The 22,906-nt window shown below is 44.2% G+C and carries 22 protein-coding genes; 11 read left to right on the forward strand and 11 right to left on the reverse strand.

Annotated elements, in window-relative coordinates; translation table 11 throughout:
* Positions 1-1,356 precede the first annotated feature (1,356 nt).
* The 4 genes from EGI32_RS17560 to EGI32_RS17575 all read right to left on the reverse strand — a co-directional run bounded on the left by EGI32_RS17560 (position 1,357) and on the right by EGI32_RS17575 (position 4,585).
* Entirely contained in the window at positions 1,357-2,490 is a 1,134-nt protein-coding gene (locus tag EGI32_RS17560; protein WP_255156654.1) for a transglutaminase-like domain-containing protein, read from the reverse strand.
* Between the two features lie 482 nt (positions 2,491-2,972).
* On the reverse strand, positions 2,973-3,134 hold the full coding sequence (locus EGI32_RS17565) for a hypothetical protein (protein ID WP_255156655.1): 162 nt from the start codon (positions 3,132-3,134) through the stop codon (positions 2,973-2,975).
* Between the two features lie 58 nt (positions 3,135-3,192).
* Positions 3,193-4,275, reverse strand: coding sequence for a nuclease-related domain-containing protein (locus EGI32_RS17570; protein WP_255156656.1), 1,083 nt, complete (start codon positions 4,273-4,275; stop codon positions 3,193-3,195).
* Positions 4,276-4,354: 79 nt separating this feature from the next.
* On the reverse strand, positions 4,355-4,585 hold the full coding sequence (locus EGI32_RS17575; RefSeq protein WP_255156657.1) for a helix-turn-helix domain-containing protein: 231 nt from the start codon (positions 4,583-4,585) through the stop codon (positions 4,355-4,357).
* 196 nt (positions 4,586-4,781) lie between these two features.
* Here EGI32_RS17575 and EGI32_RS17580 point away from each other — a divergent pair, with 196 nt between their 5' ends.
* A complete protein-coding gene (locus EGI32_RS17580) occupies positions 4,782-5,342 on the forward strand; it encodes a hypothetical protein (RefSeq protein WP_255156658.1) in 561 nt (186 codons plus the stop codon).
* A gap of 146 nt (positions 5,343-5,488) precedes the next feature.
* Here EGI32_RS17580 and EGI32_RS17585 read toward each other — a convergent pair whose 3' ends face one another.
* From EGI32_RS17585 to carB, 5 genes are all read right to left on the reverse strand, one after another.
* Entirely contained in the window at positions 5,489-5,956 is a 468-nt protein-coding gene (locus EGI32_RS17585) for a hypothetical protein (RefSeq protein WP_255156659.1), read from the reverse strand.
* Positions 5,953-6,273: a hypothetical protein gene (locus EGI32_RS17590; protein WP_255156660.1), complete on the reverse strand. Its 321-nt coding sequence runs from the start codon at positions 6,271-6,273 to the stop codon at positions 5,953-5,955. The genes EGI32_RS17585 and EGI32_RS17590 overlap by 4 nt, the downstream gene beginning before the upstream one ends.
* On the reverse strand, positions 6,270-6,677 hold the full coding sequence (locus EGI32_RS17595; protein ID WP_255156661.1) for a hypothetical protein: 408 nt from the start codon (positions 6,675-6,677) through the stop codon (positions 6,270-6,272). Before EGI32_RS17595 ends, EGI32_RS17590 begins: the two co-directional genes overlap by 4 nt.
* A gap of 371 nt (positions 6,678-7,048) precedes the next feature.
* Positions 7,049-8,053, reverse strand: coding sequence for a virulence RhuM family protein (locus EGI32_RS17600; protein ID WP_255156662.1), 1,005 nt, complete (start codon positions 8,051-8,053; stop codon positions 7,049-7,051).
* A 175-nt stretch (positions 8,054-8,228) separates the two neighbouring features.
* Positions 8,229-11,171: a carbamoyl-phosphate synthase large subunit gene (gene carB, locus EGI32_RS17605; protein ID WP_255156663.1), complete on the reverse strand. Its 2,943-nt coding sequence runs from the start codon at positions 11,169-11,171 to the stop codon at positions 8,229-8,231.
* Positions 11,172-11,736: 565 nt separating this feature from the next.
* Here carB and EGI32_RS17610 point away from each other — a divergent pair.
* The 3 genes from EGI32_RS17610 to EGI32_RS17620 all read left to right on the forward strand — a co-directional run bounded on the left by EGI32_RS17610 (position 11,737) and on the right by EGI32_RS17620 (position 14,432).
* A complete protein-coding gene (locus tag EGI32_RS17610) occupies positions 11,737-13,446 on the forward strand; it encodes a M23 family metallopeptidase (protein WP_255156664.1) in 1,710 nt (569 codons plus the stop codon).
* Positions 13,447-13,576: 130 nt separating this feature from the next.
* Complete coding sequence (bcp, locus tag EGI32_RS17615) at positions 13,577-14,044, forward strand: thioredoxin-dependent thiol peroxidase (protein ID WP_255156665.1); 468 nt, start codon at positions 13,577-13,579, stop codon at positions 14,042-14,044.
* A gap of 91 nt (positions 14,045-14,135) precedes the next feature.
* On the forward strand, positions 14,136-14,432 hold the full coding sequence (locus EGI32_RS17620; protein WP_255156666.1) for a DUF4157 domain-containing protein: 297 nt from the start codon (positions 14,136-14,138) through the stop codon (positions 14,430-14,432).
* 141 nt (positions 14,433-14,573) lie between these two features.
* Here the strand turns inward: EGI32_RS17620 and EGI32_RS17625 are convergent, their stop codons facing one another.
* Both EGI32_RS17625 and EGI32_RS17630 read right to left on the reverse strand, forming a co-directional pair.
* Positions 14,574-15,149, reverse strand: a complete 576-nt coding sequence (locus tag EGI32_RS17625) for a hypothetical protein (RefSeq protein ID WP_255156667.1) — start codon at positions 15,147-15,149, stop codon at positions 14,574-14,576.
* 92 nt (positions 15,150-15,241) lie between these two features.
* The gene (locus EGI32_RS17630; RefSeq protein WP_255156668.1) at positions 15,242-15,952 is read right to left on the reverse strand and encodes a biotin--[acetyl-CoA-carboxylase] ligase; all 711 of its coding nucleotides are present in this window, start codon (positions 15,950-15,952) and stop codon (positions 15,242-15,244) included.
* A gap of 324 nt (positions 15,953-16,276) precedes the next feature.
* On the opposite strand from EGI32_RS17630, the gene rsfS reads away from it, so the two are divergent.
* The 7 genes from rsfS (at position 16,277) to EGI32_RS17665 (ending at position 22,862) form a co-directional block, all read left to right on the forward strand.
* Complete coding sequence (gene rsfS / locus EGI32_RS17635; protein WP_369681682.1) at positions 16,277-16,672, forward strand: ribosome silencing factor; 396 nt, start codon at positions 16,277-16,279, stop codon at positions 16,670-16,672.
* 48 nt (positions 16,673-16,720) lie between these two features.
* Entirely contained in the window at positions 16,721-18,796 is a 2,076-nt protein-coding gene (gene ftsH / locus EGI32_RS17640) for an ATP-dependent zinc metalloprotease FtsH (protein ID WP_255156670.1), read from the forward strand.
* Positions 18,797-18,805: 9 nt separating this feature from the next.
* A complete protein-coding gene (locus tag EGI32_RS17645) occupies positions 18,806-19,435 on the forward strand; it encodes an LUD domain-containing protein (protein ID WP_255156671.1) in 630 nt (209 codons plus the stop codon).
* Between the two features lie 121 nt (positions 19,436-19,556).
* Complete coding sequence (locus EGI32_RS17650) at positions 19,557-19,988, forward strand: gamma-glutamylcyclotransferase (RefSeq protein WP_255156672.1); 432 nt, start codon at positions 19,557-19,559, stop codon at positions 19,986-19,988.
* Positions 19,989-20,102: 114 nt separating this feature from the next.
* A complete protein-coding gene (locus tag EGI32_RS17655) occupies positions 20,103-20,855 on the forward strand; it encodes a UDP-2,3-diacylglucosamine diphosphatase (protein ID WP_255156673.1) in 753 nt (250 codons plus the stop codon).
* A gap of 9 nt (positions 20,856-20,864) precedes the next feature.
* A complete protein-coding gene (locus EGI32_RS17660; RefSeq protein WP_255156674.1) occupies positions 20,865-21,725 on the forward strand; it encodes a hypothetical protein in 861 nt (286 codons plus the stop codon).
* 9 nt (positions 21,726-21,734) lie between these two features.
* On the forward strand, positions 21,735-22,862 hold the full coding sequence (locus EGI32_RS17665; protein ID WP_255156675.1) for a mechanosensitive ion channel family protein: 1,128 nt from the start codon (positions 21,735-21,737) through the stop codon (positions 22,860-22,862).
* Positions 22,863-22,906: the final 44 nt, after the last annotated feature.

Here is a 22,906-nt window from a genome sequence, read left to right on the forward strand (position 1 = left end):
CTGCGACCGGGTTGGAACCGCAAATCCTAAAATAAAAATACCAATTCTCAATAGCAACCAGGAGCAAAAGAAAATTGTGGAACTGATGCCGGTCGCAGACCTGCTACCTTAGTAAGACACAAGTGGTCACGGAAGTTCTTTGATGGAGGAAGTTGTGCCGTGAACACTTGCGCCAGAGGGGAGCCAGAGGGAGTGTGGATGGGATAAATGTTACAGGCGAAATGGCAGAGAGGAGAAAATTATTAACCAAATGCCCCGCCGCAGCCTTTTTGGCTGTGGCGGGGCATACCGGAACCGTCGGCAGTGGTTACGCTACTGGCGCCAGTGTTCCGGAGGATCACTGGTGTCTGTATAAGTGTGCAGGTCTGCGACCGGGTTGGAACCGCAAATCCTAAAATAAAAATACCAATTCTCAATAGCAACCAGGAGCAAAAGAAAATTGTGGAACTGATGCCGGTCGCAGACCTGCTACCTTAGTAAGACACAAGTGGTCAAGGAAGTTCTTTGATGGAGGAAGTTGTGCCGTGAACACTTGCGCCAGAGGGGAGCCAGAGGGAGTGTGGATGGGATAAATGTTACAGGCGAAATGGCAGAGAGGAGAAAATTATTAACCAAATGCCCCGCCGCAGCCTTTTTGGCTGTGGCGGGGCATACCGGAACCGTCGGCAGTGGTTACGCTACTGGCGCCAGTGTTCCGGAGGATCACTGGTGTCTGTATAAGTGTGCAGGTCTGCGACCGGGTTGGAACCGCAAATCCTAAAATAAAAATACCAATTCTCAATAGCAACCAGGAGCAAAAGAAAATTGTGGAACTGATGCCGGTCGCAGACCTGCTACCTTAGTAAGACACAAGTGGTCACGGAAGTTCTTTGATGGAGGAAGTTGTGCCGTGAACACTTGCGCCAGAGGGGAGCCAGAGGGAGTGTGGATGGGATAAATGTTACAGGCGAAATGGCAGAGAGGAGAAAATTATTAACCAAATGCCCCGCCGCAGCCTTTTTGGCTGTGGCGGGGCATACCGGAACCGTCGGCAGTGGTTACGCTACTGGCGCCAGTGTTCCGGAGGATCACTGGTGTCTGTATAAGTGTGCAGGTCTGCGACCGGGTTGGAACCGCAAATCCTAAAATAAAAATACCAATTCTCAATAGCAACCAGGAGCAAAAGAAAATTGTGGAACTGATGCCGGTCGCAGACCTGCTACCTTAGTAAGACACAAGTGGTCATGGAAGTTCTTTGATGGAGGAAGTTGTGCCGTGAACACTTGCGCCAGAGGGAGTAAGTGATCAAGAACTTGGGGTACCCCAAGTTCTTGATCACTTACACAGTTTATGAAACAGTACCCCTCTTCCATCTGATCAGGGTATTTGCCAGAAAGTGGCTGGGTTATTTGTTTTGTAGTTCACGAATGTTGTGCCGCTCTTTACACTCGTCTGTTCCGTGGTATCGGGCTTTTGCCTGTAATAGTTTAATGGCAAAAGCTCCACATAAGTAATCTTTTTTCCTTTTGCTCTTGTTTCTGTATCGTATTCACTGCTCAATGGACATTCAAAGCGGTACAGGTTTTTGGCCATATAAGATTCTAAATAATATGATTTTTCAACAGATTGTTTATGGTTCCAGTTCGCATCGGGATTTACAATAAGCGGCTTACCCGCGATCAATCTTTCCCTTACCTCTTCAATGCTTAACAGTTCTCCTTTTTCATTCATTACATAGGCATCGTTGGTGGGATCTATCCACAGCCATTTTTTCAGGTCATTGGAATATACCATATTAATTACATGGCATTCCTGGTCTGTTGAATCTTTCGGCAAACAGGTTACAAACCTGGATCTGATCCCTAACGACAGGTAACATTCGTTTAAAACAGTTGAAAGCCCCCTGCAGTTTAATCCACGGTTATCTTTTTTGCAAACGGCTATCATGTCCATAGCGTTTCTTATTTCAGGGTTATCATGTTGCCCGTCATGCGGAACAAGATTATGTACCCAGTGCAACAGGTTTATTATCCTGGAAACCTCGTTCCCAGTGCCTGCAACAGAATCGAGGTTAAAGCCTTTTCTAAGGGCAACCAGGCTGGGGTGGTCTTGAGACTGGTAAGTAAAAGCCGGTATGGGACGTTTATCCATAGAGTTAAATTTCCCGGCGCCCTGCAAGGTTTCTAAATAACTCGGCACATATTTTATCTGGGTCAACGCTTTGGCAGTATCATTCAATGAAATGAAAAAGTTGAATTCGGTAGTTGGCGTGATCCTGACTGAGATAGAATCTTTGTCGGTGTAAAAAACAACCTTCTTTCCTTTGGAGGAAGTTTTATAAATATCAGGGCTTAACTCGGGCATAATTGTCCAGCCCGCTTTTTTAAAAACGTCCCCGTCCCTGATGTCTGCTGATTTTGAAGTGGCCTTAATGGTCGGCAAGTTCTTTTGGGCCACTAACATTTGTGCCGGAATGCATAAAATGAGTAAAGCCAGTGTTGTTTTGATCATAAAAGTTATTTTTCTGCAAAACGCAGGTACCGTAGAAATGTTACACATGGCAGTTCAGCTGCACCCCGGCTGGCCTGGTAACCCACAAGTGGTCACGGAAGTTTTTGGAGGGTGGAATTTGGTGATGTGAACAATTGCGCCAGAGTCAGATACGGCAGCCGCCTTCTGGCCCCAGACCAACGGCGAATGGAGTGATATTTCTATCGGGAAACTGATTTGAAATGTTGTAAATGGATGCCGCAGGTGTGGGGACCAGGCGGCGGCGAGAGTTCACACAAAAGTTCACAAATGGCAAAAGTTCACACGTAAAGCCGGTTTTTTTGCCCAAAAGTTCACAAAGTTAACTCGCTGATAATATGCACGTTCTGATTTTTTTATACGGAGTTCACAAAAAAAGTTCACATGCAGAAGTTCACATGGGTTTTTTAAAAAATTCCGTTTGATTTTTTGAGCCGGCAACTGGTAACCCAGGGAAGTATTTTCTACTTCAGCCATAAAAAATAAATGGCTGTCCAGATGCCCACGAAAAAAAGCCCGGCGTACAGGCTGTTGATATGTTGCTTCAGATCTTTTTTGATCAACAGGCGGTATAGTATCCAACCGGCGAAGATGACTAAAAGAATGATGGGGGTAAATCCTCTCATATGGGTATGTTTTAAATATTGCAGAAAAAATTAAACTCAAAATTAATCACTTAACTTATTACAATTGTCCGCTGCCTATTTTCAATAAATAATCGACTATACCATTTACTTCTACAGGCGATAAAGTCGGTTCAAAATAACTAATATAACCAACTAACCGGTTTATTCCTAAAATCTTTACATGCTCAAATGTTTCCTTTGAATTCGAATTAGTCATGGCAATAATATTTCTCACAGGAATATTTCTTTTTCCCCAATGATGTTTTGCCAAATTAAATGAATAATTCCCAACACTACCGTTAAGCAATTTGTATACTATGAAATTAGCCCGTTTGATTTGTCGCACTGGCGAAAAGAAATCCATTCTTTCTGTAGAAAGTTTACTCCAGTTTTTTGTTTCGATAACGAAGACGCCTGACCGGTTGATAAGGAGATGATCAACCTGAATTGAATTTATATACTCATTATTCCGGTGATCATATATCGATTTGTCAAAAAACATTCTAAAATCATTGATGACAAAACTATCATCAGATAAAGTTTGAAGCTCTTTCACAACACTTAACTCTCCTAAGGCGCCATAAACCGTCTTATTTACTCCATCCAACAATCTTTTCTTTCTCGCCTGTTCTACTAATAGGGAAGAACATTCTTGCTGAACTGCTGCTTCAAATTGAGTTTCTATAAATCGCTGCCTATCGATTTTAGAATTCAGTTGTTCATGCAATGTTTGCAACCAATCAGAGACCTTTTGATCAAAATTTTCCTTATTTTTTTTGATCCTTGATTTTAAACGCCATTTTTTAAAGCTCGCACCAATGCTTGAGATAAAGCTTTTACCAGCTTCCGAAAGAAGTTCATACCTTCTTTCCAGATGCAATATTTCTTCTAACAGCCTTTTTTCTATTGACTGCTTGTTCGGCTCTATAGAAGCCTGTAATTTTGGAATGAGTAAATCAAGTTGATTTTTTTCATCCTCGATTAAATGTTTATGATCGGAAATTATTTTCAGGCGGTAAGTTTCATAATTCTTATGAAACTCGAATATCTCATCCAGAGATTTAATATCATTTATGTGATGCTGCTGCAGGTAAGAATTCAACTCCCGTAAGCAACCAACCGGATTATAGATTGTACACATTGTAAACGTTTAGGGTGAACGTTATGGTGAATCATTCCAGGTGTTAGCAGGGTAGCAGAGAATTATTTTAGCGGATAAGTTACTTCTGTTTCTCTACAAGTTTAAAAAAATCAGAAAGCTGCATCTCAAAATACTGGGCAATCTTCGAAAGATTTCCCAGGCTGATATTGTTGTCAGCAGATTCTATCCTCGACACATTCAGATTGGTATCCACATACATCTGCTCCTGCGAAATATTTTTTTTGTTTCGCAAAAGTTTGATTGTTGCCGCCACTTTTGCTGACATTACCGGGTCTTTGAACTGTGCCATATCGAACCAAATAGACAACAAAAAAAATTTGCGAACAAAGACGTATTTGTCTGTAAAGTTTTGTATCTTCAATTCCTCAACTTTCCGTTCTGAAATCTGGTACATCTAAGCACAGGAAAGGCTAAAGTTCTTGCATGACGATGCGGGAACTTTATTGTTCTTATTTGATGTACCGCTCATCATCAAATAAAACTTTATGAAACTTTACCAGCAGCGCATCCACACCCTAAAAGAAGCCTACAAGGCTATCCACGATTTTTTTAGTTGTTATCATGTACACGAAGCACTTGAAGAAGTAGACCGGCTCTACGCCTGGGCTGCCAAAGAAAAGTATTATAAAAAGACGGCACCTGGCGATATCATCTTTTGCGTGCAGCAGCTCCACTCTTTATTTACCGCCGTGGAGATCATCAACTACAGCACGGGCAGAAAGACAAGCCCTTTTCTTTTTCACCAAACTACCGCCACACTCACTCCTGCCCACTACCTCAAAGACAGCCCCCACTGCACCGCATGGGAATGCTACCCCCGCCACCTTACCGCCGAAGAATACCTGAACCCGTATTGGGCTCTTGAAAAGCTACACGGTATACCCGATTGGGAAGAAGTGCTGCAAGAGTTGATGGAAGCGGCATTGAGCAATGGGAGTATTGAAGGGAGTTATACGATTGGGGAAGTGATAAAGTGGAGGGAAAGCATGATGGGGATTGTGGAGGGAGGGTGGTTGGTGGAGAGGAGGGTAGAATCTCGATCCTAAGAAAAACTGTGGATGTTTTTGAGAGTTATTTTTCGTAGCCCGGTCGCACACCTGCAAACTTGTGTAGGCACAAGTGATTACGGAAGATTACACTAATGGTGGGTTGTGCTGTCAACACTTGCGCTAGAGGGGATTTTGCAAAGCCCTCAAGATTTATCGATACTTACTTCAGTTACTAATTGTGTTTCATGTATAAGAGGTATTAAAAAAGGTTCCAATTTGGTATCTTTAATTATGGTGGATTGAATCCCTCTCGCAGCTCCTATTGTAATTTGTGCCATTCGCGTATTTAATTTTTCTAAGCTATCTTTCGAAATTCTAGTTATTAAATCAGATAAGCTTTCGACCATAAAAATAGTAAGAATTTTTATGGAATGAACTAAGATATCTCTGTGAAAAAACTTGTAGGTCATTTCGATATTTATTGTAGACTCCGATGTTAAAATATTGAATTTAAAATCAAAGCTATAGGTTAAATCTTTTCCTATTACCAACTTATCTATAGGTTCATCTAACGTATATTCTAATAAGCTAATTTTAGATATTCCAAATTTGATATTCTGATTGCCACTTTGAGAAAGTGACCTTGGTCGCTTTTTTTTTAATTTACTCATAATGTACTCACAGATGAATATTTACTGGAAATTTTTTTTTCGTAGTGACTAGTAGATATAATTTTTTCATCAATATCACAATGAATAGGTGCTAACTTTTTTAAACCAAAATGAATATTTTTATGAGCATCTCTGGTCGGCTTTGTTATTGACAAAACGATATATTCGCTACGATCATAGTCTGCTTCTATATTTATTATTTGAGTTTCTATTTCTCTAATCCGCAATCCTACATAGGTTTGGTATACAAAAAAGGTTCCCCCTATGAATGTAACAGCAATACCAATTAAAGCTGCGATAATTGTAATTGTATTCATTGCTTTTTTGTTTTTATAAAATGAAGATTTATACTCCAATTCAAATAAATAGATCCGATTGTAAACATCCAGGCTAAAAACCAAAATATGTTTGTGCATTCTTGATTATCCGCTTCTTTCGTATAAACGTTTGCTATAAAAATGCCCAAACAGAATATTGCTATGACAGATAAAGCCGTCATAACGTTACCGAAATCTTTACTTTTATACTTACCAAAATTAAGATTCGCTAGATTCATGGCTAATCCCCCAAATAACACGTCTTTAATATCAATTAAGGATAATGAAGTATTACTACTTATAATGACCCTTGTTATTACTGGAATAAAACTGCCAATAAGTGTCATACAAAACCAAAGCCACTTTTTTTCCTGTCCGTTAATAATCCGTTCGAGTTTACTCATGTTAAGTTAGTAATGTCTAGGCAATCAAAGATTGACGCACGGTGCTAATTTTTTTATAAAAAATGTATATAATTGAAAATCATAATTGTTCAATTACAGTGTAAGGATAGGTCAAGGTAAATTTCGTAGTAAAAAACTGGGACATAGGATATAGAATATTCAGGTACGTATTACAAATATGCATTCTATTTCGGAATTTCCAAAATAGAATGCTATTTTTTCAAAAAAAACATCTAATAAAGATAACATTGCGGACATTACTTGCTCAAATGTATACTCCTTTCCTTATACAACTGCCTGAAATACGGATCCCGCAAGTCCTTTATAAACCGTATCGCTTCCCCGTACTCTTCATCTCCGGCCCCAGCTCCTTATTCACTCCCTTTCAATTTTTTAACCGCCTTATCAAAATCCGAAATTATCTTTTGCGTTTTATTGAAATCTTCATATTCCTCCAATGCCTTCTTGTCTGCCTGTAGCTTAGATACTTTGCCCTTACCTTCCAGAATTTTATACTCATTAAATGATAAGAATTTATTTACACTTTCTGCTAATTGTTCCATCGTAAAAGTATTCTCGCGTTCTATCAATCCTTCTATATAATCGAAGTAGCCGGTAACTGTTCTTTCCAACTGGCTGATCTCCTTTTCCCGGAGATAATTTTTGGCTATCACCACATCCGATTTCAATACCCTGCCTGCAGGAGCATTTTTCCAGGTAGTGAGGCCCATATGTTCCTTTTCTTTATCTGCTGCTTTATGAATGATTTCGGCCGCTGTATATCCGGTAATTGCGTAATGAAATTTGTTTTGGACCATTGCGTAAAAATTCTTCGTTATATCTGAATTTTTATCGTAATCGATACTACATTCCGCAAAGATATCTGTCACCTGCTGGTAGACCCTTCGTTCGCTCGCCCGTATGGAACGAACCCTTTGGAGCAACTCTTTGAAGTAATCCTTGCCAAACACGGTTTTCCCCTGCTTTAAGCGGGTATCATCCAGCACGAAACCTTTAATGATGTATTCTTTTAATATATTGGTAGCCCATATTCTAAATTGTGTGGCTTTAGAAGAATTTACACGGTACCCCACTGATATTATAGCATCTAAGTTGTAAAATTTTTGCTTCCGCTCAACCATTCTTTCCCCTTCCTTACGAACTTGTAAGAAATCCTTACAAGTTGCTTCTTCAGTCAATTCTCGTGATTCGTAAATATTTTTCAGATGAATTGTGATGTTTTGAGGTGTTGTTTCAAATATATCTCCCATAGCTTTCTGCGTAAGCCAGGCAGTTTCATCTTCTATAAAGACGTCTACTCTTATTTCACCCGATGGAGCCGTATATAAAATGAATTTATTGATTTCGTCAGCCATATTTTTTAAATTATTACTTAAATTTCTATTTATCCCAGCTGTTCAATTTACAGATTTTATCATTGGCCTCCAATTGAATAATATTTAGAGTTTTTAAAAATACTTTATCATTACTAAAGTAAAATGCCTCCGCTTCCGCGAAGGCATTCTCCATTATCCATTATCACATTATCCATTACTTGGATAAATGCATCGATCTTTCTTTATACAACTGCCTGAAGTAAGGATCCCGAAGGTCTTTTATAAACCGTATCGCTTCCCCCGTACTCTTCATCTCCGGCCCAAGTTCCTTATTCACTCCCGGGAATTTGTTGAAAGAGAACACCGGTTCTTTGATGGCGAACCCTGTCATCTTTTTCTCAAAAGTGAAGTCAGTTAGTTTGTTTACACCCAGCATTATTTTGGTGGCAATGTTGAGGTAAGGTATCTGGTAGGCTTTGGCAATGAATGGTGTGGTACGGCTGGCGCGTGGATTGGCTTCTATCACGAATACGTTGCCGTCTTTGATGGCGAACTGTATGTTTATGAGGCCGCGGATGTTGAGCTGGCGGGCAATTTTTTCGGCGTACTCTTCCATGGTGTGTACTACCAGCGGGCTGAGGTTGAACTGTGGCAGCACGGCATTGCTGTCGCCGCTGTGGATGCCCGCGGGTTCTATATGTTCCATCACACCCATGATGTGAAATGTTTCGCCGTCGAAGATGGCGTCTATTTCGGCTTCCTGGCAGCGGTCGAGGAAGTGATCGATGAGTATCTTGTTGCCGGGCAGATGTTTGATGAGCGAGAGGATACCTTTTTCGAGTTCCTCATCGTTGAGCACGATGCGCATGCGCTGTCCGCCGATCACGTAGCTTGGGCGGATGAGAACCGGGTAACCTACTTCCTTGGCTACTTCAATGGCTTCATCGGTATTGTAAGCCGTACCGTATTTCGGGTAAGGTATGCCGAGTTCTTTGAGCGTATCGCTGAAGCGGCCGCGGTCTTCGGCAATGTCCATATCGTTGAACGAAGTTCCGATGATCTTGATGCCTTTTTCGTGTAGTTTTTTCGCCAGCTTGAGGGCGGTTTGTCCGCCGAGCTGTACGATCACCCCTTCCGGTTTTTCGTGCTCGATGATCTCCCAGAGATGCTCCCAGAATACGGGCTCGAAATATAATTTATCGGCGATGTCGAAATCGGTGCTCACGGTTTCGGGATTGCAGTTCACCATGATGGCTTCGTAACCCGCTTCTTTTACCGCCAGCAATCCATGCACGCAGCAGTAATCGAACTCGATACCCTGGCCTATTCGGTTGGGGCCGGAGCCGAGTACGATGATCTTTTTCTTAGAGGAGACGATAGATTCGTTGTGAAGGAGGCCAGCCCCCCTGCCCCCCAAGGGGGGGGCTGATTGCTGCGAAGATCCTAACGGATTTGCATCCGTGAGAACCGATCCCCCCGTGGGGGGTGGGGGGGCCGTTGGGGATTCGTCTGATCGGTTTTCGAAAGTGCTGTAGAAGTATGGCGTCTTCGCTTCAAACTCCGCACTGCAGGTATCCACCATCTTAAACACACGCGTCAATCCCATTGCTTTGCGGCGCTCGTAGATCAGTTCGCTGTTTTCTTCCTGCATGATGCGGACAATCTGTTCGTCGCTGAAGCCGAGTGTTTTGGCTTCGTGCAATACTTCATCCGGCAAAGTCTTCAGGTCGTATTTCGCTATCTCTTTTTCGCATTCGCAGATCTTTTGTATCTGGTAAATGAACCAGCGGTCGATGAGCGTGCTTTCGCAGATGCGTTTTACGCTGGCTCCCGCCATCAGTGCATCTTTGATGCGGAATATCCTGTCCCATTTCGGGGTTTTGATGTATTCGATGAGCTCGTCGGAGTGCATGAGGCTTTTGCCATAATACCCCAGGCCGACTGCTTCGTTTTCCAGGCTCTGGCAGGCTTTCTGTATCGCTTCGGCAAAGCTGCGGCCGATGGCCATCACTTCGCCCACACTCTTCATCTGCAGGCCGAGGGTGTCGTTGGCGCCTTTGAATTTGTCGAAGTTCCAACGCGGTATTTTCACAATCACGTAATCGAGCGCCGGCTCAAAGTAAGCCGATGTACTTTGTGTGATCTGATTTTTTAATTCATCCAGGTTATATCCTATCGCCAGTTTGGCGGCGATCTTCGCGATCGGGTAACCGGTGGCTTTACTCGCCAGCGCCGATGAGCGGCTCACCCGCGGGTTGATCTCGATGGCGATGATGCTTTCGGTTTTAGGATCGAGGGCAAACTGCACGTTACATCCCCCGGCAAAGTTGCCGAGGTCTCGCATCATGGCGATGGCAGTGTTACGCATCAGCTGAAAGGCAGTATCGCTCAGGGTCATGGCTGGCGCCACGGTGATGCTGTCGCCGGTATGTACCCCCATGGGGTCGAAGTTTTCTACGGTACAAATGATCACCACATTGTCGGCGCTGTCGCGGAGCAGTTCGAGCTCGTATTCTTTCCAGCCGAGTACGGCTTCTTCCACCAGTACTTCATGTATGGGCGAAGCGGTAAGGCCGTTGTTCAATGCCTCATCCAGGTCGTCTTTGCTGTGCACAAATCCACCTCCCGTACCACCGAGGGTAAACGAAGGGCGTATCACCAGTGGGAAACCTATTTCCTGTGCAAATTCTTTTCCCTCCAGGAAGGAGTTGGCGGTTTTTGCTCTCGCTACGGGCACCCCCATCTGTATCATCCACTGGCGGAATTTTTCCCTGTCTTCGGCCTTGTCGATGGCTTTGATATCGACTCCTATTAAGCGTACATTATTTTTTTCCCAGATACCCAGTTCATCCACTTCTTTACAAAGGTTGAGGGCTGTTTGCCCGCCCATGGTGGGCAACACTGCATCTATCTGGTTTTCTTCCAGTATCTGTTCGATGCTTTCAACGGTCAATGGCAGCAAATAAACCCTGTCGGCCATCATGGGGTCAGTCATGATAGTAGCGGGATTGCTGTTGATCAGTATCACTTTGACCCCTTCTTCCCGGAGGCTGCGGGCGGCCTGGGTACCACTATAGTCAAATTCGCAGGCCTGGCCGATAATAATAGGACCGGAACCGATGATCAAAACAGATTTTATGGAATTGTCTTTAGGCATAATCAGATCGCCTTTTTTTGGTGGGCGTGCAAAAGTACTTGTAAAAAAAATAGTTTACAAATAGAAAAGGTTATTATTTGAACACCTCCGGGGTTTTCTTCCAACCCCGGAGTGTGTGGGGGGTGAGTAGCGGGTCACGGGTTGAACGTAGCGAAGGGTTGACGAAGCGGAGGCTTCACCGCAGAGAACGGGAGGGAGCAGAGTTTTCGCAGAGATTGGTGGAGAAATAATTGTCTCTTCGAAAACTCCGACCGACCCCGGGGGGGTGCCTGCCAATATTATTATTTTTCAGAGATCAGTTGGAAGCCGACCCTGAAAGGGTCGAATCCTTTTTCGCCATGGGTTATAACCCATGGTGACGGTAAATTCAACCCCTCCGGGGTTGCCTTCCAATATTATTATTTTCAGAAATACCAAACATGAAGCCGACCCCGAAGGGAGATTGGACCCCTCCGGGGTTGCAAAACATTTTGGCAAAAAACAAAATCCTAATGATCTGCAAAATATATCATTACACACTCCGGGGTTAAGGCAAAACCCCGGAGGTGCCTTATCTTTACCATCAATGAAGTATATATTCCATTATTTTCTTTCAGGGTTGTTTCTAACCGTTTCTTCCGCCGCTTCGGCGCAATTTTTTCCTGTAAAAAAATATCCGCAGGGATATTTCCAATGGCCGATAGATGCCAAGGTCGGGCTGGCTGCCAACTTTGGCGAATTACGGCCCAATCATTACCATATGGGGCTCGATTGCCGCAGCGATCAGAAGGAAAACAGGCCGGTGTTTGCCGCGGCCGCGGGATATGTGGCCAAAATAAAAATTGAGCCATACGGCTTTGGCCGTTGTATATATATCAACCATCCCAACGGGCTCACCACTTTGTATGCGCATCTCAACGACTTCAACCCCGAAATTGAACAATACATCACCGATCAGCAATACAAGCTGCAGAAGTGGAATGTGTTCATCGATGTACCTGCCAACCTGCTGAAAGTGCAGCAGGGCGACATGATCGCCTACAGCGGAAATACCGGAGGATCGCAGGGGCCCCACCTGCACTTCGAGGTACGCGATACCAAAACGGATAAAGTACTCAACCCGTTGTTGTTTGGCTTCCCGATTACTGATAACATCGCACCGGATGTTTTGCGACTGGCCGTATACGACAGAAGGCTGAGTACCTACGAACAATCGCCCAAAATATACCCGCTCAAAAAAATAAATGGTGTGTATTTGCCGGCAGGCGGAAAAATAACGGTGAGCAGCGACCAGGTAAGTTTTGCCATCACCGCCTGGGACCGCTACACCGGCTCCTCCAATCAAAATGGGATTTATAAAGCGGTATTGTACGACAATGAAAAACCTGTTTCGGGTTTTGAAATAGACAGCATCGGCTACGACGAAACACGCTACCTCAATGCGCACATCGACTACAAAACCCGCGCTGTTGGCGGCCCCTGGCTGCAGCATCTTTCGCGGCTGCCGGGTTATACCAACGGCATTTACAAAACCGACGGCAGCAACGGGGTGATCAGCCTGGCGGCTAACGAACCCCACGAAATAAAAGTGGAAGTGAGCGATGCAGCAGGCAATATGTCGGAAGTGAAATTTACGCTGAACGCACCTTCTATCACGGAAGTTGTTGGTGATAACACCAACAACGGCGGCGTAAAATTCCAGCCGGGCAATGTGAATATTTTTGAGAACAACGATGTGAGGTTTTACCTGCCCGAAAATGCGCTCTACGATTTTTTCACCTTCAGGTATATTCAGCCGGCGATAGAAGTATATGGCCTCGGCGCACCCGTCATACCGATACAAGGATATTTCCCTATAAAAATAAATGCCAGCGCCAACAGGCTGCCGTTTGCCGATACCAGCAAAGTGGTGATGGAGCGCAACTACGGGGGCAAAACGGATTACAAAAAAGCCGTGTACGAAAAAGGCTGGTACAAAGCGAGCTTCCGCGAATTTGGTTATTACCGGTTGCTTTTGGACATTACGCCACCCAGCATCGTGAGTAAAGGATTAGTGGATGGTATGAACGCATCGAAGCTCACCCGCATCATTTTTACCGTAAGCGACAACACTGAAGAGCTCAACAGCTTCAACGCTTTTCTCGATGGAAAATGGCTGCGCTTCAGCAATGATAAAGGGCGAAATTTCATCTACAAATTTGATGAACGCTGCCCGCCTGGAGAACATGAGTTAAGGGTAGTGGCGGAAGACCAGGTGGGGAATAAAACTGAACGGATCTATCATTTTACACGATAAAAGCATCGATGATCTAAGATGTATGATCTATGATCTTTTCCGGCCTGAACATTATACAGTTTATACAGGATTGAAAACTTCGAAGTCAAAAAGATCATAGATCACAGATCATACATCATAGATTTGCATTATGGTTGAATTAAAAGAAGGATTTAAGGCACCCGTTTTCAAGGGCAAAGACCAGGATGGCAATACCATTTCGCTGGCAGATTACAAAGGGAAAAAAGTAGTTCTCTATTTTTACCCGGCAGACCTTACGCCCACCTGTACCGTGCAGGCCTGCAATCTTCGCGACAATTTCGGGCTGCTGAAGCATCATGGGTTTGAAGTGGTAGGCATCAGTCCGGATGATGAAAAGCAGCACAAAAAATTTGAAGCTAAACACGATCTTCCGTTTCCGCTGATTGCGGATGTCAACCACGCCATCATTGATAAATACGGCGTTTGGGGCGAAAAGCAATTGTATGGAAGAAAGTATATGGGGCTTCACCGTACTACGTTTGTGATAGATGAGAAAGGCATCATCAGGAAAGTGTTTTTGAAGCCGAAGAGTAAGCAGCATGCGGAGGAAATACTGAAGGCAATGGATAATGGATAATGGATAATTTTCTTTCGGTTTGAAATTCATTCCACTACCGCTACACCTTTCATTTGGAAACATTAATCATTATCCATTATTAAATTATCCATTGACAAACTTTCGCGTAAAAGAAAACAGCTGGATCGCCAGGATCGCCGCGAGAAAATTGAAAGCGGCCAGCGTGGCCATCGTTATTGGCAGCACCATCCATTTGTATAATACATCAAAGGAAGATTTCCTGGCGGATGCAGCATGGCTGAAACATGAGCTTTGCCATGTGGAGCAATTTCGTCGGCATGGATTTTTTACGTTTATTTTTAAATACCTGGTGGAAAGCTGGAAGAAGGGGTATTACAATAATAAATTTGAGGAGGAAGCAAGGGAAGCGGAGAAACTGGCTTCTTAGAACATTTATTGCGAAATGCATTTCAAACATCTGATAGGTAGTCATTGCAGGTAGCCGCGAGGTACTAAGCAAAGCAATCTCTACACGAATGTCCAACCAAATCTGTGAAGAGATTGCCACGCTGCGCCCTCAATGATGGTACTAATCGGTTTTAGGTAAAAAATTCTTCATGATCTCCTCCTTGTCCGGCATTTGTTGCAAAGCCTCGGCCAGCTTGCTATTCATCGATGTAAAGCTGCCTTCGTAATCCAGTACTTTACTGGCATATTCGAAAGGGTATAAGGACAGCAACACCCCATTCCTGTCATATTTCAAGGTCATGCCACGCAATGGATATTCGGGTTCTTTGTCTTTATACAACACAAACCCATATTCGTTGATGAGGTAATTACTGAATGCCAGAGCCAGGAACAAGGTAGCCTGGGCTTCTTCCAATTGAAAAGCTTTGCAATACATCCTGAATCCAAAACCTTCGTCTACTGTCTTGTCGAGGTTTTCGGGATGGTTTACAGGAAAGTCTTTGTTCCATTCAAGCTTATTATCCAGGAAATAACTTTCCACCATTTTCAGGCAGCCCTCGAGCATCGCCGGATCGATATCATCCCGGGTGTACCAGTTTTTCATATGCTCTTCCGTAATGATCCCATTTACAGGAATTTCCTCGCCTGAAGGATTGCCTTTTTTGTTGCCGGAAAATAAACGTTTGAAAAAACTCATAATTATTTTTTTGTGTAAAATAAGCAGTATCCCGCAAATTGCCAGCAGCTCAAGGCTGTCCTTTCTTAATTTTTAATTTTTAAGTCTTAATTCTAATTGATGAATTCCACTTCCCCAAAGTTAAACTGCCGCTCTATCGCATCCTCCGTGAGCAATTGACCGAACGGGTTCACCGATTTTATGGTGGTGAGGAACGTGATCGAATCTTTCTTCAGCTTTACCTGTTCGCCCTTGCGGAAAAGGTACTCGTTGTAATAGGCCAGCAGTTCGTCGAAATCCTTTGCGGTTACCGCGGCGAATGCTGTTACAAGGGCTTCATGCAGTTCCCTGGCAAGGTGCTCGGGGCTCCATTCTTTTCCGGTGATAAGCCCCAGGGAAGTTACATTACGCAGGCTGCCGTGAAAATGATCCTGGTTGATATTAAAGCCGATACCCACCACCGCCCATTTCCAGGTTTTGGCCGCAAAAACGTTTTCGATGAGGATCCCCCCTGCCTTTCTGTCACGCCAGTAAATATCGTTGGGCCATTTTATAGAAACCTGTCCGCCGGCTTTTTGGTTGAAATAGCGATGGCATTCCCTGGCAACCACTGCATTGAGCATGAAATGGTTGGCGGAAAAAACACTTTTCGGCTTCAAAACGATACTCAAGGCTATGTTTTGCCCCGCCCGGCTTTGCCATACCTTCCCTCTTTGCCCTTTTCCGGCCGTTTGTTCGCGGGCAAACCAGGCCATGCCATGCCTCGCCAATCCTTCATGAACGGCTGCCATGGCATAGTTGTTGGTACTGTCGACAGTATCCAAAATGCTAAATAATTCAGTTTCCGGCATAATCCATCTTACAGGTAAAAAAGAAGTAGTACTTTTGAGATAAGTTGCAAGCTACTATTTTTTGGTAGTGTCTGATTCTAAATTCCGGCTGTTCTTTATCTTCCTTTCTGTCATCCTGAGCTTGTCGAAGGATAGTATATAAGAAGATTTAAGGCATTCGTTGTTTTCAATTCCGCCTTCGACAAGCTCAGGCTGACAGAAAGTATAGGATTGGCGAAACAGGCAAGCTTAAGCTTTTGTAATTCATGGCCCATCCATGAAAAATTATTTATCTAAAACGAATAAAGTTTGAACAATTTGACCGCATTAGAAAGTCGCAAAAAAAACACTTCTACCAGGCTGACAAGGAACAGCAAAATCTTCAAAGCTATCATCAACGCCATCCATGAAAAAAAGGGCGAAAATGTTATCAGCCTCGATCTGCGTAAGATACCCGAAGCTGTAGCAGATTTTTTTATCATCTGCCAGGCCAACAGCAATACCCAGCTGAAAGCGATAGCCGATTTTGTAGAATTTGACGTGAAGGAAAAATGTGGCGAAGCGGCCTACAAACACGAAGGGCGCCAGGCCCAGCAATGGATCCTGATCGATTACGTAAACATAGTAGTGCATGTAATGCTGCCTGAAACCCGCAAATTTTACCAGCTGGAAGAAATGTGGAGCGATGCTCCCGGCATGGAACATAACGACTAATCATTATACACCCCTTTACCCTGAAATTTAAAGAATCGCACAAAAAATATGAGCCAACAAAACAGTAACAGAAAGAATCCTCCCGATAATATTCCCCCGTCAGGCGAAGACCCGCAAAAGAAAAAAAGTTGGTTGAACCTATATTGGATCTATGGTGTTATCCTGTTGTCCATCATCTGCTACAGCCTCTTCAGGGGTGCCAACAGCAGCGGTGTGGAAACAAGCATGCTTCAGTTTAAGACCATGCTGAAACAAGGGGATGTTGAAAAGATCAAGACCATCCGCAACAAGAAGATCGTTCGGGTATACCTCAATAAAGATGTATTGAAAACAAAGGCCGCCGAATATAAAGCCCTGCTCAATACATCCGACGACGACCGCAGGTACGAGAACGCATTGAAGAATACCGCACCTGAGTTATATTTCCCTATCATCGACGACCAGACCTTCGCGAAGCAGATGGATGATTTTTATACTGCCAACCCTACAGTGATACAGGTATCCGACAGCCCCGATAATGAAGGGGAAGCATTTGGGCAGATCATCAACTTCATACTTCCGTTCCTGCTGATAGGTTTACTCATCGTAATGATGATGCGTAAAGTAGGCGGCCCGGGCGCCGGTGGCGGACCAGGTGGCATCTTCAGCATCGGCAAATCTAAAGCTACTTTGTTTGACAAAGGCACAAGGGTAAACATCAACTTCGGCGATGTAGCCGGCCTTGATGAAGCCAAAGTGGAAGTGATGGAGATCGTAGACTTCCTGAAAAATCCTAAAAAATACACAGCGCTTGGTGGTAAGATACCAAAAGGTGCGTTGCTGGTAGGCCCTCCGGGAACCGGTAAAACCCTTTTGGCAAAAGCGGTGGCTGGTGAAGCGCAGGTTCCTTTCTTCAGCCTGAGCGGTAGCGATTTCGTGGAAATGTTTGTAGGGGTGGGTGCCAGCCGTGTACGCGACCTGTTCAAACAAGCCAGGGAAAAAGCGCCCTGCATCATCTTCATCGATGAGATCGACGCCATCGGCCGTGCAAGAGGAAAGAACGTGATGATGAGCAACGACGAACGTGAAAATACCCTCAACCAGTTGCTGGTAGAAATGGATGGTTTTGGTACCGACCTTGGTATCATCATCCTGGCTGCTACCAACAGGCCGGACGTACTGGATGCGGCTTTGCTGCGCCCGGGCCGTTTCGACAGGCAGATCACCATCGACCGCCCCGACCTGGTAGGAAGGGAAGCGATCTTTAAAGTGCATCTTGCCCCGATCAAAATTTCGCAGACACTCGACATACATAAACTGGCCGAACAAACCCCAGGCTTCGCCGGTGCGGATATCGCCAATGTATGTAATGAAGCCGCTTTGATTGCCGCAAGGAAAAACAAGGAAGCGGTGGATATGAGCGACTTCCAGGATGCGATCGATCGTGTGATTGGTGGCTTGGAAAAGAAAAACAAGATCATTTCGCCGGAAGAAAAAGAGATCATCGCTTACCACGAAGCAGGTCACGCTATCTGTGGCTGGTACCTCGAACATGCCTACCCGTTATTGAAAGTAACGGTAGTGCCAAGGGGATCGGCAGCGTTGGGTTATGCGCAATACACTCCAAAAGAGCAATACCTTTATAATACTGACCAGTTGATGGATCAGATATGCATGACGCTTGGAGGCAGGGCGAGTGAAGATATTTTCTTCGGAAAGATCAGCACCGGCGCCAGCAACGATCTTCAGCAGATCACCAAGATCGCCTACAGCATGGTGACCACTTATGGTATGAACGATAAAGTAGGTAACGTGAGCTTCTACGATCCTAACCAGGAAAATATGTTCACCAAACCATTCAGTGAAGAAACAGGAAAGATCATCGATGAAGAAGTAAGGAAACTGATTGACGAAGCCTACGTGAAAACAAAAGGTTTGCTGACAGACAAACGTGGTGATGTGGAATTGCTGGCAAAAGAACTGTTGAAAAAAGAAGTATTATTCAAGAGCGATGTGGAAGCATTGATCGGTAAACGCCCTTTTGAAGAAAAGAAATTACTGGATGATGTGACACCTCAGGATGCTGTGTCTGACACACCTCCAACAGATATCCCGGAAGAGTTGAAAAACCCGCCGGTAATTTAAAAGCGAACAATGGCAACATCGGAGGCAAAAGAAAATATTTTAAAAAGAATACGGCAGGCACTGAGTAATCCGGTGCCTTTGCCTTTTCCGCAAAGCGAAGGTACAAATTCCGTTTACGTGGCTTCGGAGGAAGACAATGCTGTTATTTTTGCAGAGGAGTTCAGTAAGCTGCAGGGGAAGTTTGCTTTTTGTGCGGATGAAAAAGAGCTGCTGTCGCTACTGCAATTATTAGTGAAAGAAAAAGGCTGGGATAAAGTTTATTGTAAAGATGAAAAACTCTTGCCGATATTTTTTCCGGCCATTGGCCAGCCGTACGATTCACTGTCGGCCTGCGATGTATCGATCACCGGTTGCGAATACCTGGTGGCCCGTACCGGCACTATCGTGTTGAGCGCCGCACAGCAGGAAGGCCGCACAGCCAGTGTATACGCGCCGGTGCACATCTGCATCGCTTATACATCGCAGTTGTTGTATGATGTAAAGGATGCGCTGGTAAGCCTGAAAGAAAAATACGGAAACAGTTTTCCTTCTTTCGTCACATTTGCCAGCGGCCCAAGCCGTACGGCTGATATTGAAAAAACACTGGTGACAGGAGTGCATGGGCCGAAGGAAGTGTTTTGTTTTTTGGTGGATGTTTAACCCTTGCCCCGTCAGCGGTCGCAGACCCTGACGGGGGTAAAAAAATAGTGATCAACCTCCGTCAGGGTCTGCGACCGCTGACGGGGTTGAACTTTTAATTTTTAATTCTTAATTGAATAGTATGTTGCATCGATTGTTTGTCTACGGATCATTGCGCAGCGGCTTCCATAACCCTGCCTACGATTATCTTACAAAATATTTTCACCTGATGGGTGAAGCCGTAGTAAAAGGGAAATTGTACGACAATGGTTCTTATCCCGTAGCCAACCCTACTACCGAAGACCATTATATAACCGGCGAATTATATGAGCTTAATAATATCAATGAATTTGATTGGGCCATTGAGCAACTGGATGACTATGAAGGACTGAATGCCGACCCGGGCGAAACACCGCTTTACAAAAGGGAACTGGTAGAAGTGTACCAGGAAGGGCAGCCTTCGCAGGCCTGGATCTACTGGTACAATAAAAGCGTAGAGAACATGCCGCAGCTGGATATGGGCGATGTGCTGAGGTATTTGCAGGAAAAGAATAAACCGGTTGATAACGCCTGAATTTTAGAAAGCTGTGAGGCTGAGCTTGTCGAAGCGGGATCTATTTGATTGAGTTCGCCTTCGACAAGCTCAGGCTGACAGGAAAATTATCAGGTTCTAATTTCATTTTACTGAATGCAATCCAACAAAAAAATATACTTCCTCTCCGACTTTCATCTCGGCGCACCCAATGCAGCCGACAGCCTCGTACGTGAAAAAATGATCGTGCGTTTTCTGGATGAAATAAAAAAGGATGCGGAAGTGATCTTCATTGTCGGCGACCTGTTCGACTTCTGGTTTGAGTACAAACATGTAGTCCCCAAAGGGTATACGAGGATCCTGGGCAAGCTGGCTGAGCTGACCGACGCCGGCATACCGGTTCATTTTTTTGTGGGCAACCACGACATGTGGATGACAGATTATTTTCAAAAGGAACTGAACATCCCCGTATATTTTGAGCCGAAAGAATTTGAATTTTATGGAAAGAAATTTCTCGTCGGCCACGGCGATGGGCTGGGCCCGGGCGATCACGGATATAAATTCATCAAGAAAGTATTCCGTAACCCTGTCTGCCAGTGGCTCTTCGGCATTTTGCCGCCCCGCATCGGTATAGGGCTTGCCAATTATTTCAGCAGGAAAAGCAGGGCAAAGACGGTTGATGTGGAAGAGAAATTTTTAGGCGAAGACAACGAATGGCTGATCATTTACAGCAAGGAAATATTACAGCAAAAACATTTCGACTTTTTCATTTTCGGCCATCGCCACCTGCCGATAGATTTCAAACTCAAAGACAACAGCCAATATATCAATCTCGGCGACTGGATAAAATTTTTTACCTATGCCGTGTTTGACGGGGAGAAAGTATCTTTACTGACCTACGATCATTAAACGAACGACTTGAAAAAAATTGCACCATACTTTTTCCTGATAGCCTGCTGCTGCACGCTCAACAGCTTTTCGCAAACGCTGGTAGCCGACACCGTTATAAGATACCCGTACCCGGCAAAAACGAATGCGTATTTCAAATTCACGAAATTCATTCCGGGTGATTTCTCTTCAATGGATATTGATGTGCTGGACAATATCTACCTCATAACCGCGGGCAACCAATTGAAAAAACTGAATGCCAATGGCGATAGTGTAGGTGTATTCAACGATGTGAAAAAATATGGAAATCCCGGTTTCATAGACGTGAGCAACCCGCTGAAGATACTCGTGTATTATCCAAATTACTCTACGGTAGTTATACTCGACCGGCTGCTGACCTTACGCAACAGCATCAATTTTCGCAAAGCCAATATTTTTTCTGTAAAAACACTGGCTACTTCCTACGATAATAATATCTGGTTGTTTGACGAGCAGGATTTCAAGTTGAAAAAAATTGATGACGATGGCAAACCTTTGCAGGAATCTACCGACTGGAGATTGCTGATGGATGCCGTACCTTCGCCAACCCAATTGATCGACCGCGATAATTTTGTTTACCTGTACGACAGGAACAAAGGTTTTTATATTTTCGATTATTACGGAACCTACAAAAACACGCTGCCGTTTCTGCAATGGGAACACACGGCCATTTCCGGTAATAAATTATATGGTTTCAAAGATGGCCGCCTCTACAGCTATGAGCTGAAAACCCTGAGCCTGAAAGATTATACCATCCCTTCCTTTTTTGAAGACTATTTGGATATAAAAACGATGAATGGCAAGGTATACCTGCTCAAAAAAGATGGCATCGAAATATACAGTGTGCTTTAATGATAAATTATGATGGAGTTTTTAAACAGGATATATTTTGACAACACGGTAAAGAGTTACCTGGTGGTACTCGCGGTGATATTTTTTGTGCTGGCTTTTAAAAGGTTACTTTCAAAATATGTGGCTTCGCTGATCTACCACATGATCAAGCGTACCTGGAAGAGCATAGAGCAGCGGCAATTTGTAGAGCTCATCGTAAAACCGCTCGGTAATTTCATGGTGATCACCGTTGCGGTGGTGGCCATCGACAAACTCAACTTCCCGGCAGCCTGGAACATCAATATCTATCATCGTCCGCTGGAAATACTGCTGAATAAAACAGGCTACATCATCGTGATCATCGCCTTTGTAAAACTGGTGGTAAGCCTCGTGCATTTTATTTCGCTCATACTTCAGCAATCTTCCACTGTTGATAAAGAGCACAACCAGCTGATCATTTTCTTTCGCGATTTCTTCAAAGTGATCACCTACATCGCCGGCATTTTACTGCTGCTGAAAGTGGTGATGAATGTGAACATCGGCGCATTCGTAGCAGGGCTCGGCATTGCGGGAGCCGCATTGGCGCTGGCTGCCAAAGAAAGTATCGAGAACATCATCGCATCTTTCATCATCTTTCTCGACAAACCTTTTTTTACCGGAGATACCGTAAAAGTGAATGCTTTTTCCGGCAAGGTGGAGCGTATCGGGCTACGCAGCACACGTATCCGTACCAATGATAAAACGCTCATCACGGTTCCTAACAAACAGATGGTAGACAGTGTGGTGGACAATCTCAGTTTCAGGAGTTTCAGAAGAGCGGAAATAAAACTCGAATTTTCGCCGAAAACGGCCCATGATATTTTAAGCAAAAACACAGAAGCCTTCAAAAGGATACTGGCCGAAAGAAAGGAATTGCTCAGTTCCTATTCCGTACTGGTAACGGATTTTACCAAAAGCGGCATAACAGTGACGGTAGAATTTTTCGCCACACCGATACCGCTGGATGATTTCAATAAAATAAAAGAAGGTATACTGATAGAACTGATGGAGCTTGTACAGCACTCAGGTATCGAACTCGCCAGTGCGCAAAGTAATATTACCATTCACACTTCTGATCCGGGGGAAGATGCGCCATCGAAATCGAGTTCGATCATATGAAACACATCCCCTGACCCCTAAAGGGGGCCCAAGGCTGACGTTTT

Origin of the sequence: Ferruginibacter sp. HRS2-29, from assembly GCF_024343615.1 — a bacterium.
In the GTDB taxonomy this organism is placed as follows: Bacteria; Bacteroidota; Bacteroidia; order Chitinophagales; family Chitinophagaceae; genus Ferruginibacter.

What these genes read in the sequence shown, in the direction of transcription:
- EGI32_RS17645 (WP_255156671.1), top strand. Translation starts at nt 18,806, where the DNA reads ATGGCAACATCGGAGGCAAAAGAAAATATTTTAAAAAGAATACGGCAG.
- EGI32_RS17600 (WP_255156662.1), bottom strand. Translation starts at nt 8,053, where the DNA reads ATGGCTGACGAAATCAATAAATTCATTTTATATACGGCTCCATCGGGT.
- EGI32_RS17610 (WP_255156664.1), top strand. Translation starts at nt 11,737, where the DNA reads ATGAAGTATATATTCCATTATTTTCTTTCAGGGTTGTTTCTAACCGTT.
- EGI32_RS17595 (WP_255156661.1), bottom strand. Translation starts at nt 6,677, where the DNA reads ATGAGTAAACTCGAACGGATTATTAACGGACAGGAAAAAAAGTGGCTT.
- EGI32_RS17650 (WP_255156672.1), top strand. Translation starts at nt 19,557, where the DNA reads ATGTTGCATCGATTGTTTGTCTACGGATCATTGCGCAGCGGCTTCCAT.
- EGI32_RS17570 (WP_255156656.1), bottom strand. Translation starts at nt 4,275, where the DNA reads ATGTGTACAATCTATAATCCGGTTGGTTGCTTACGGGAGTTGAATTCT.
- EGI32_RS17575 (WP_255156657.1), bottom strand. Translation starts at nt 4,585, where the DNA reads ATGGCACAGTTCAAAGACCCGGTAATGTCAGCAAAAGTGGCGGCAACA.
- EGI32_RS17590 (WP_255156660.1), bottom strand. Translation starts at nt 6,273, where the DNA reads ATGAATACAATTACAATTATCGCAGCTTTAATTGGTATTGCTGTTACA.
- EGI32_RS17565 (WP_255156655.1), bottom strand. Translation starts at nt 3,134, where the DNA reads ATGAGAGGATTTACCCCCATCATTCTTTTAGTCATCTTCGCCGGTTGG.
- EGI32_RS17580 (WP_255156658.1), top strand. Translation starts at nt 4,782, where the DNA reads ATGAAACTTTACCAGCAGCGCATCCACACCCTAAAAGAAGCCTACAAG.
- carB (WP_255156663.1), bottom strand. Translation starts at nt 11,171, where the DNA reads ATGCCTAAAGACAATTCCATAAAATCTGTTTTGATCATCGGTTCCGGT.
- EGI32_RS17665 (WP_255156675.1), top strand. Translation starts at nt 21,735, where the DNA reads ATGATGGAGTTTTTAAACAGGATATATTTTGACAACACGGTAAAGAGT.
- bcp (WP_255156665.1), top strand. Translation starts at nt 13,577, where the DNA reads ATGGTTGAATTAAAAGAAGGATTTAAGGCACCCGTTTTCAAGGGCAAA.
- ftsH (WP_255156670.1), top strand. Translation starts at nt 16,721, where the DNA reads ATGAGCCAACAAAACAGTAACAGAAAGAATCCTCCCGATAATATTCCC.
- EGI32_RS17655 (WP_255156673.1), top strand. Translation starts at nt 20,103, where the DNA reads ATGCAATCCAACAAAAAAATATACTTCCTCTCCGACTTTCATCTCGGC.
- EGI32_RS17585 (WP_255156659.1), bottom strand. Translation starts at nt 5,956, where the DNA reads ATGAGTAAATTAAAAAAAAAGCGACCAAGGTCACTTTCTCAAAGTGGC.
- EGI32_RS17625 (WP_255156667.1), bottom strand. Translation starts at nt 15,149, where the DNA reads ATGAGTTTTTTCAAACGTTTATTTTCCGGCAACAAAAAAGGCAATCCT.
- EGI32_RS17560 (WP_255156654.1), bottom strand. Translation starts at nt 2,490, where the DNA reads ATGATCAAAACAACACTGGCTTTACTCATTTTATGCATTCCGGCACAA.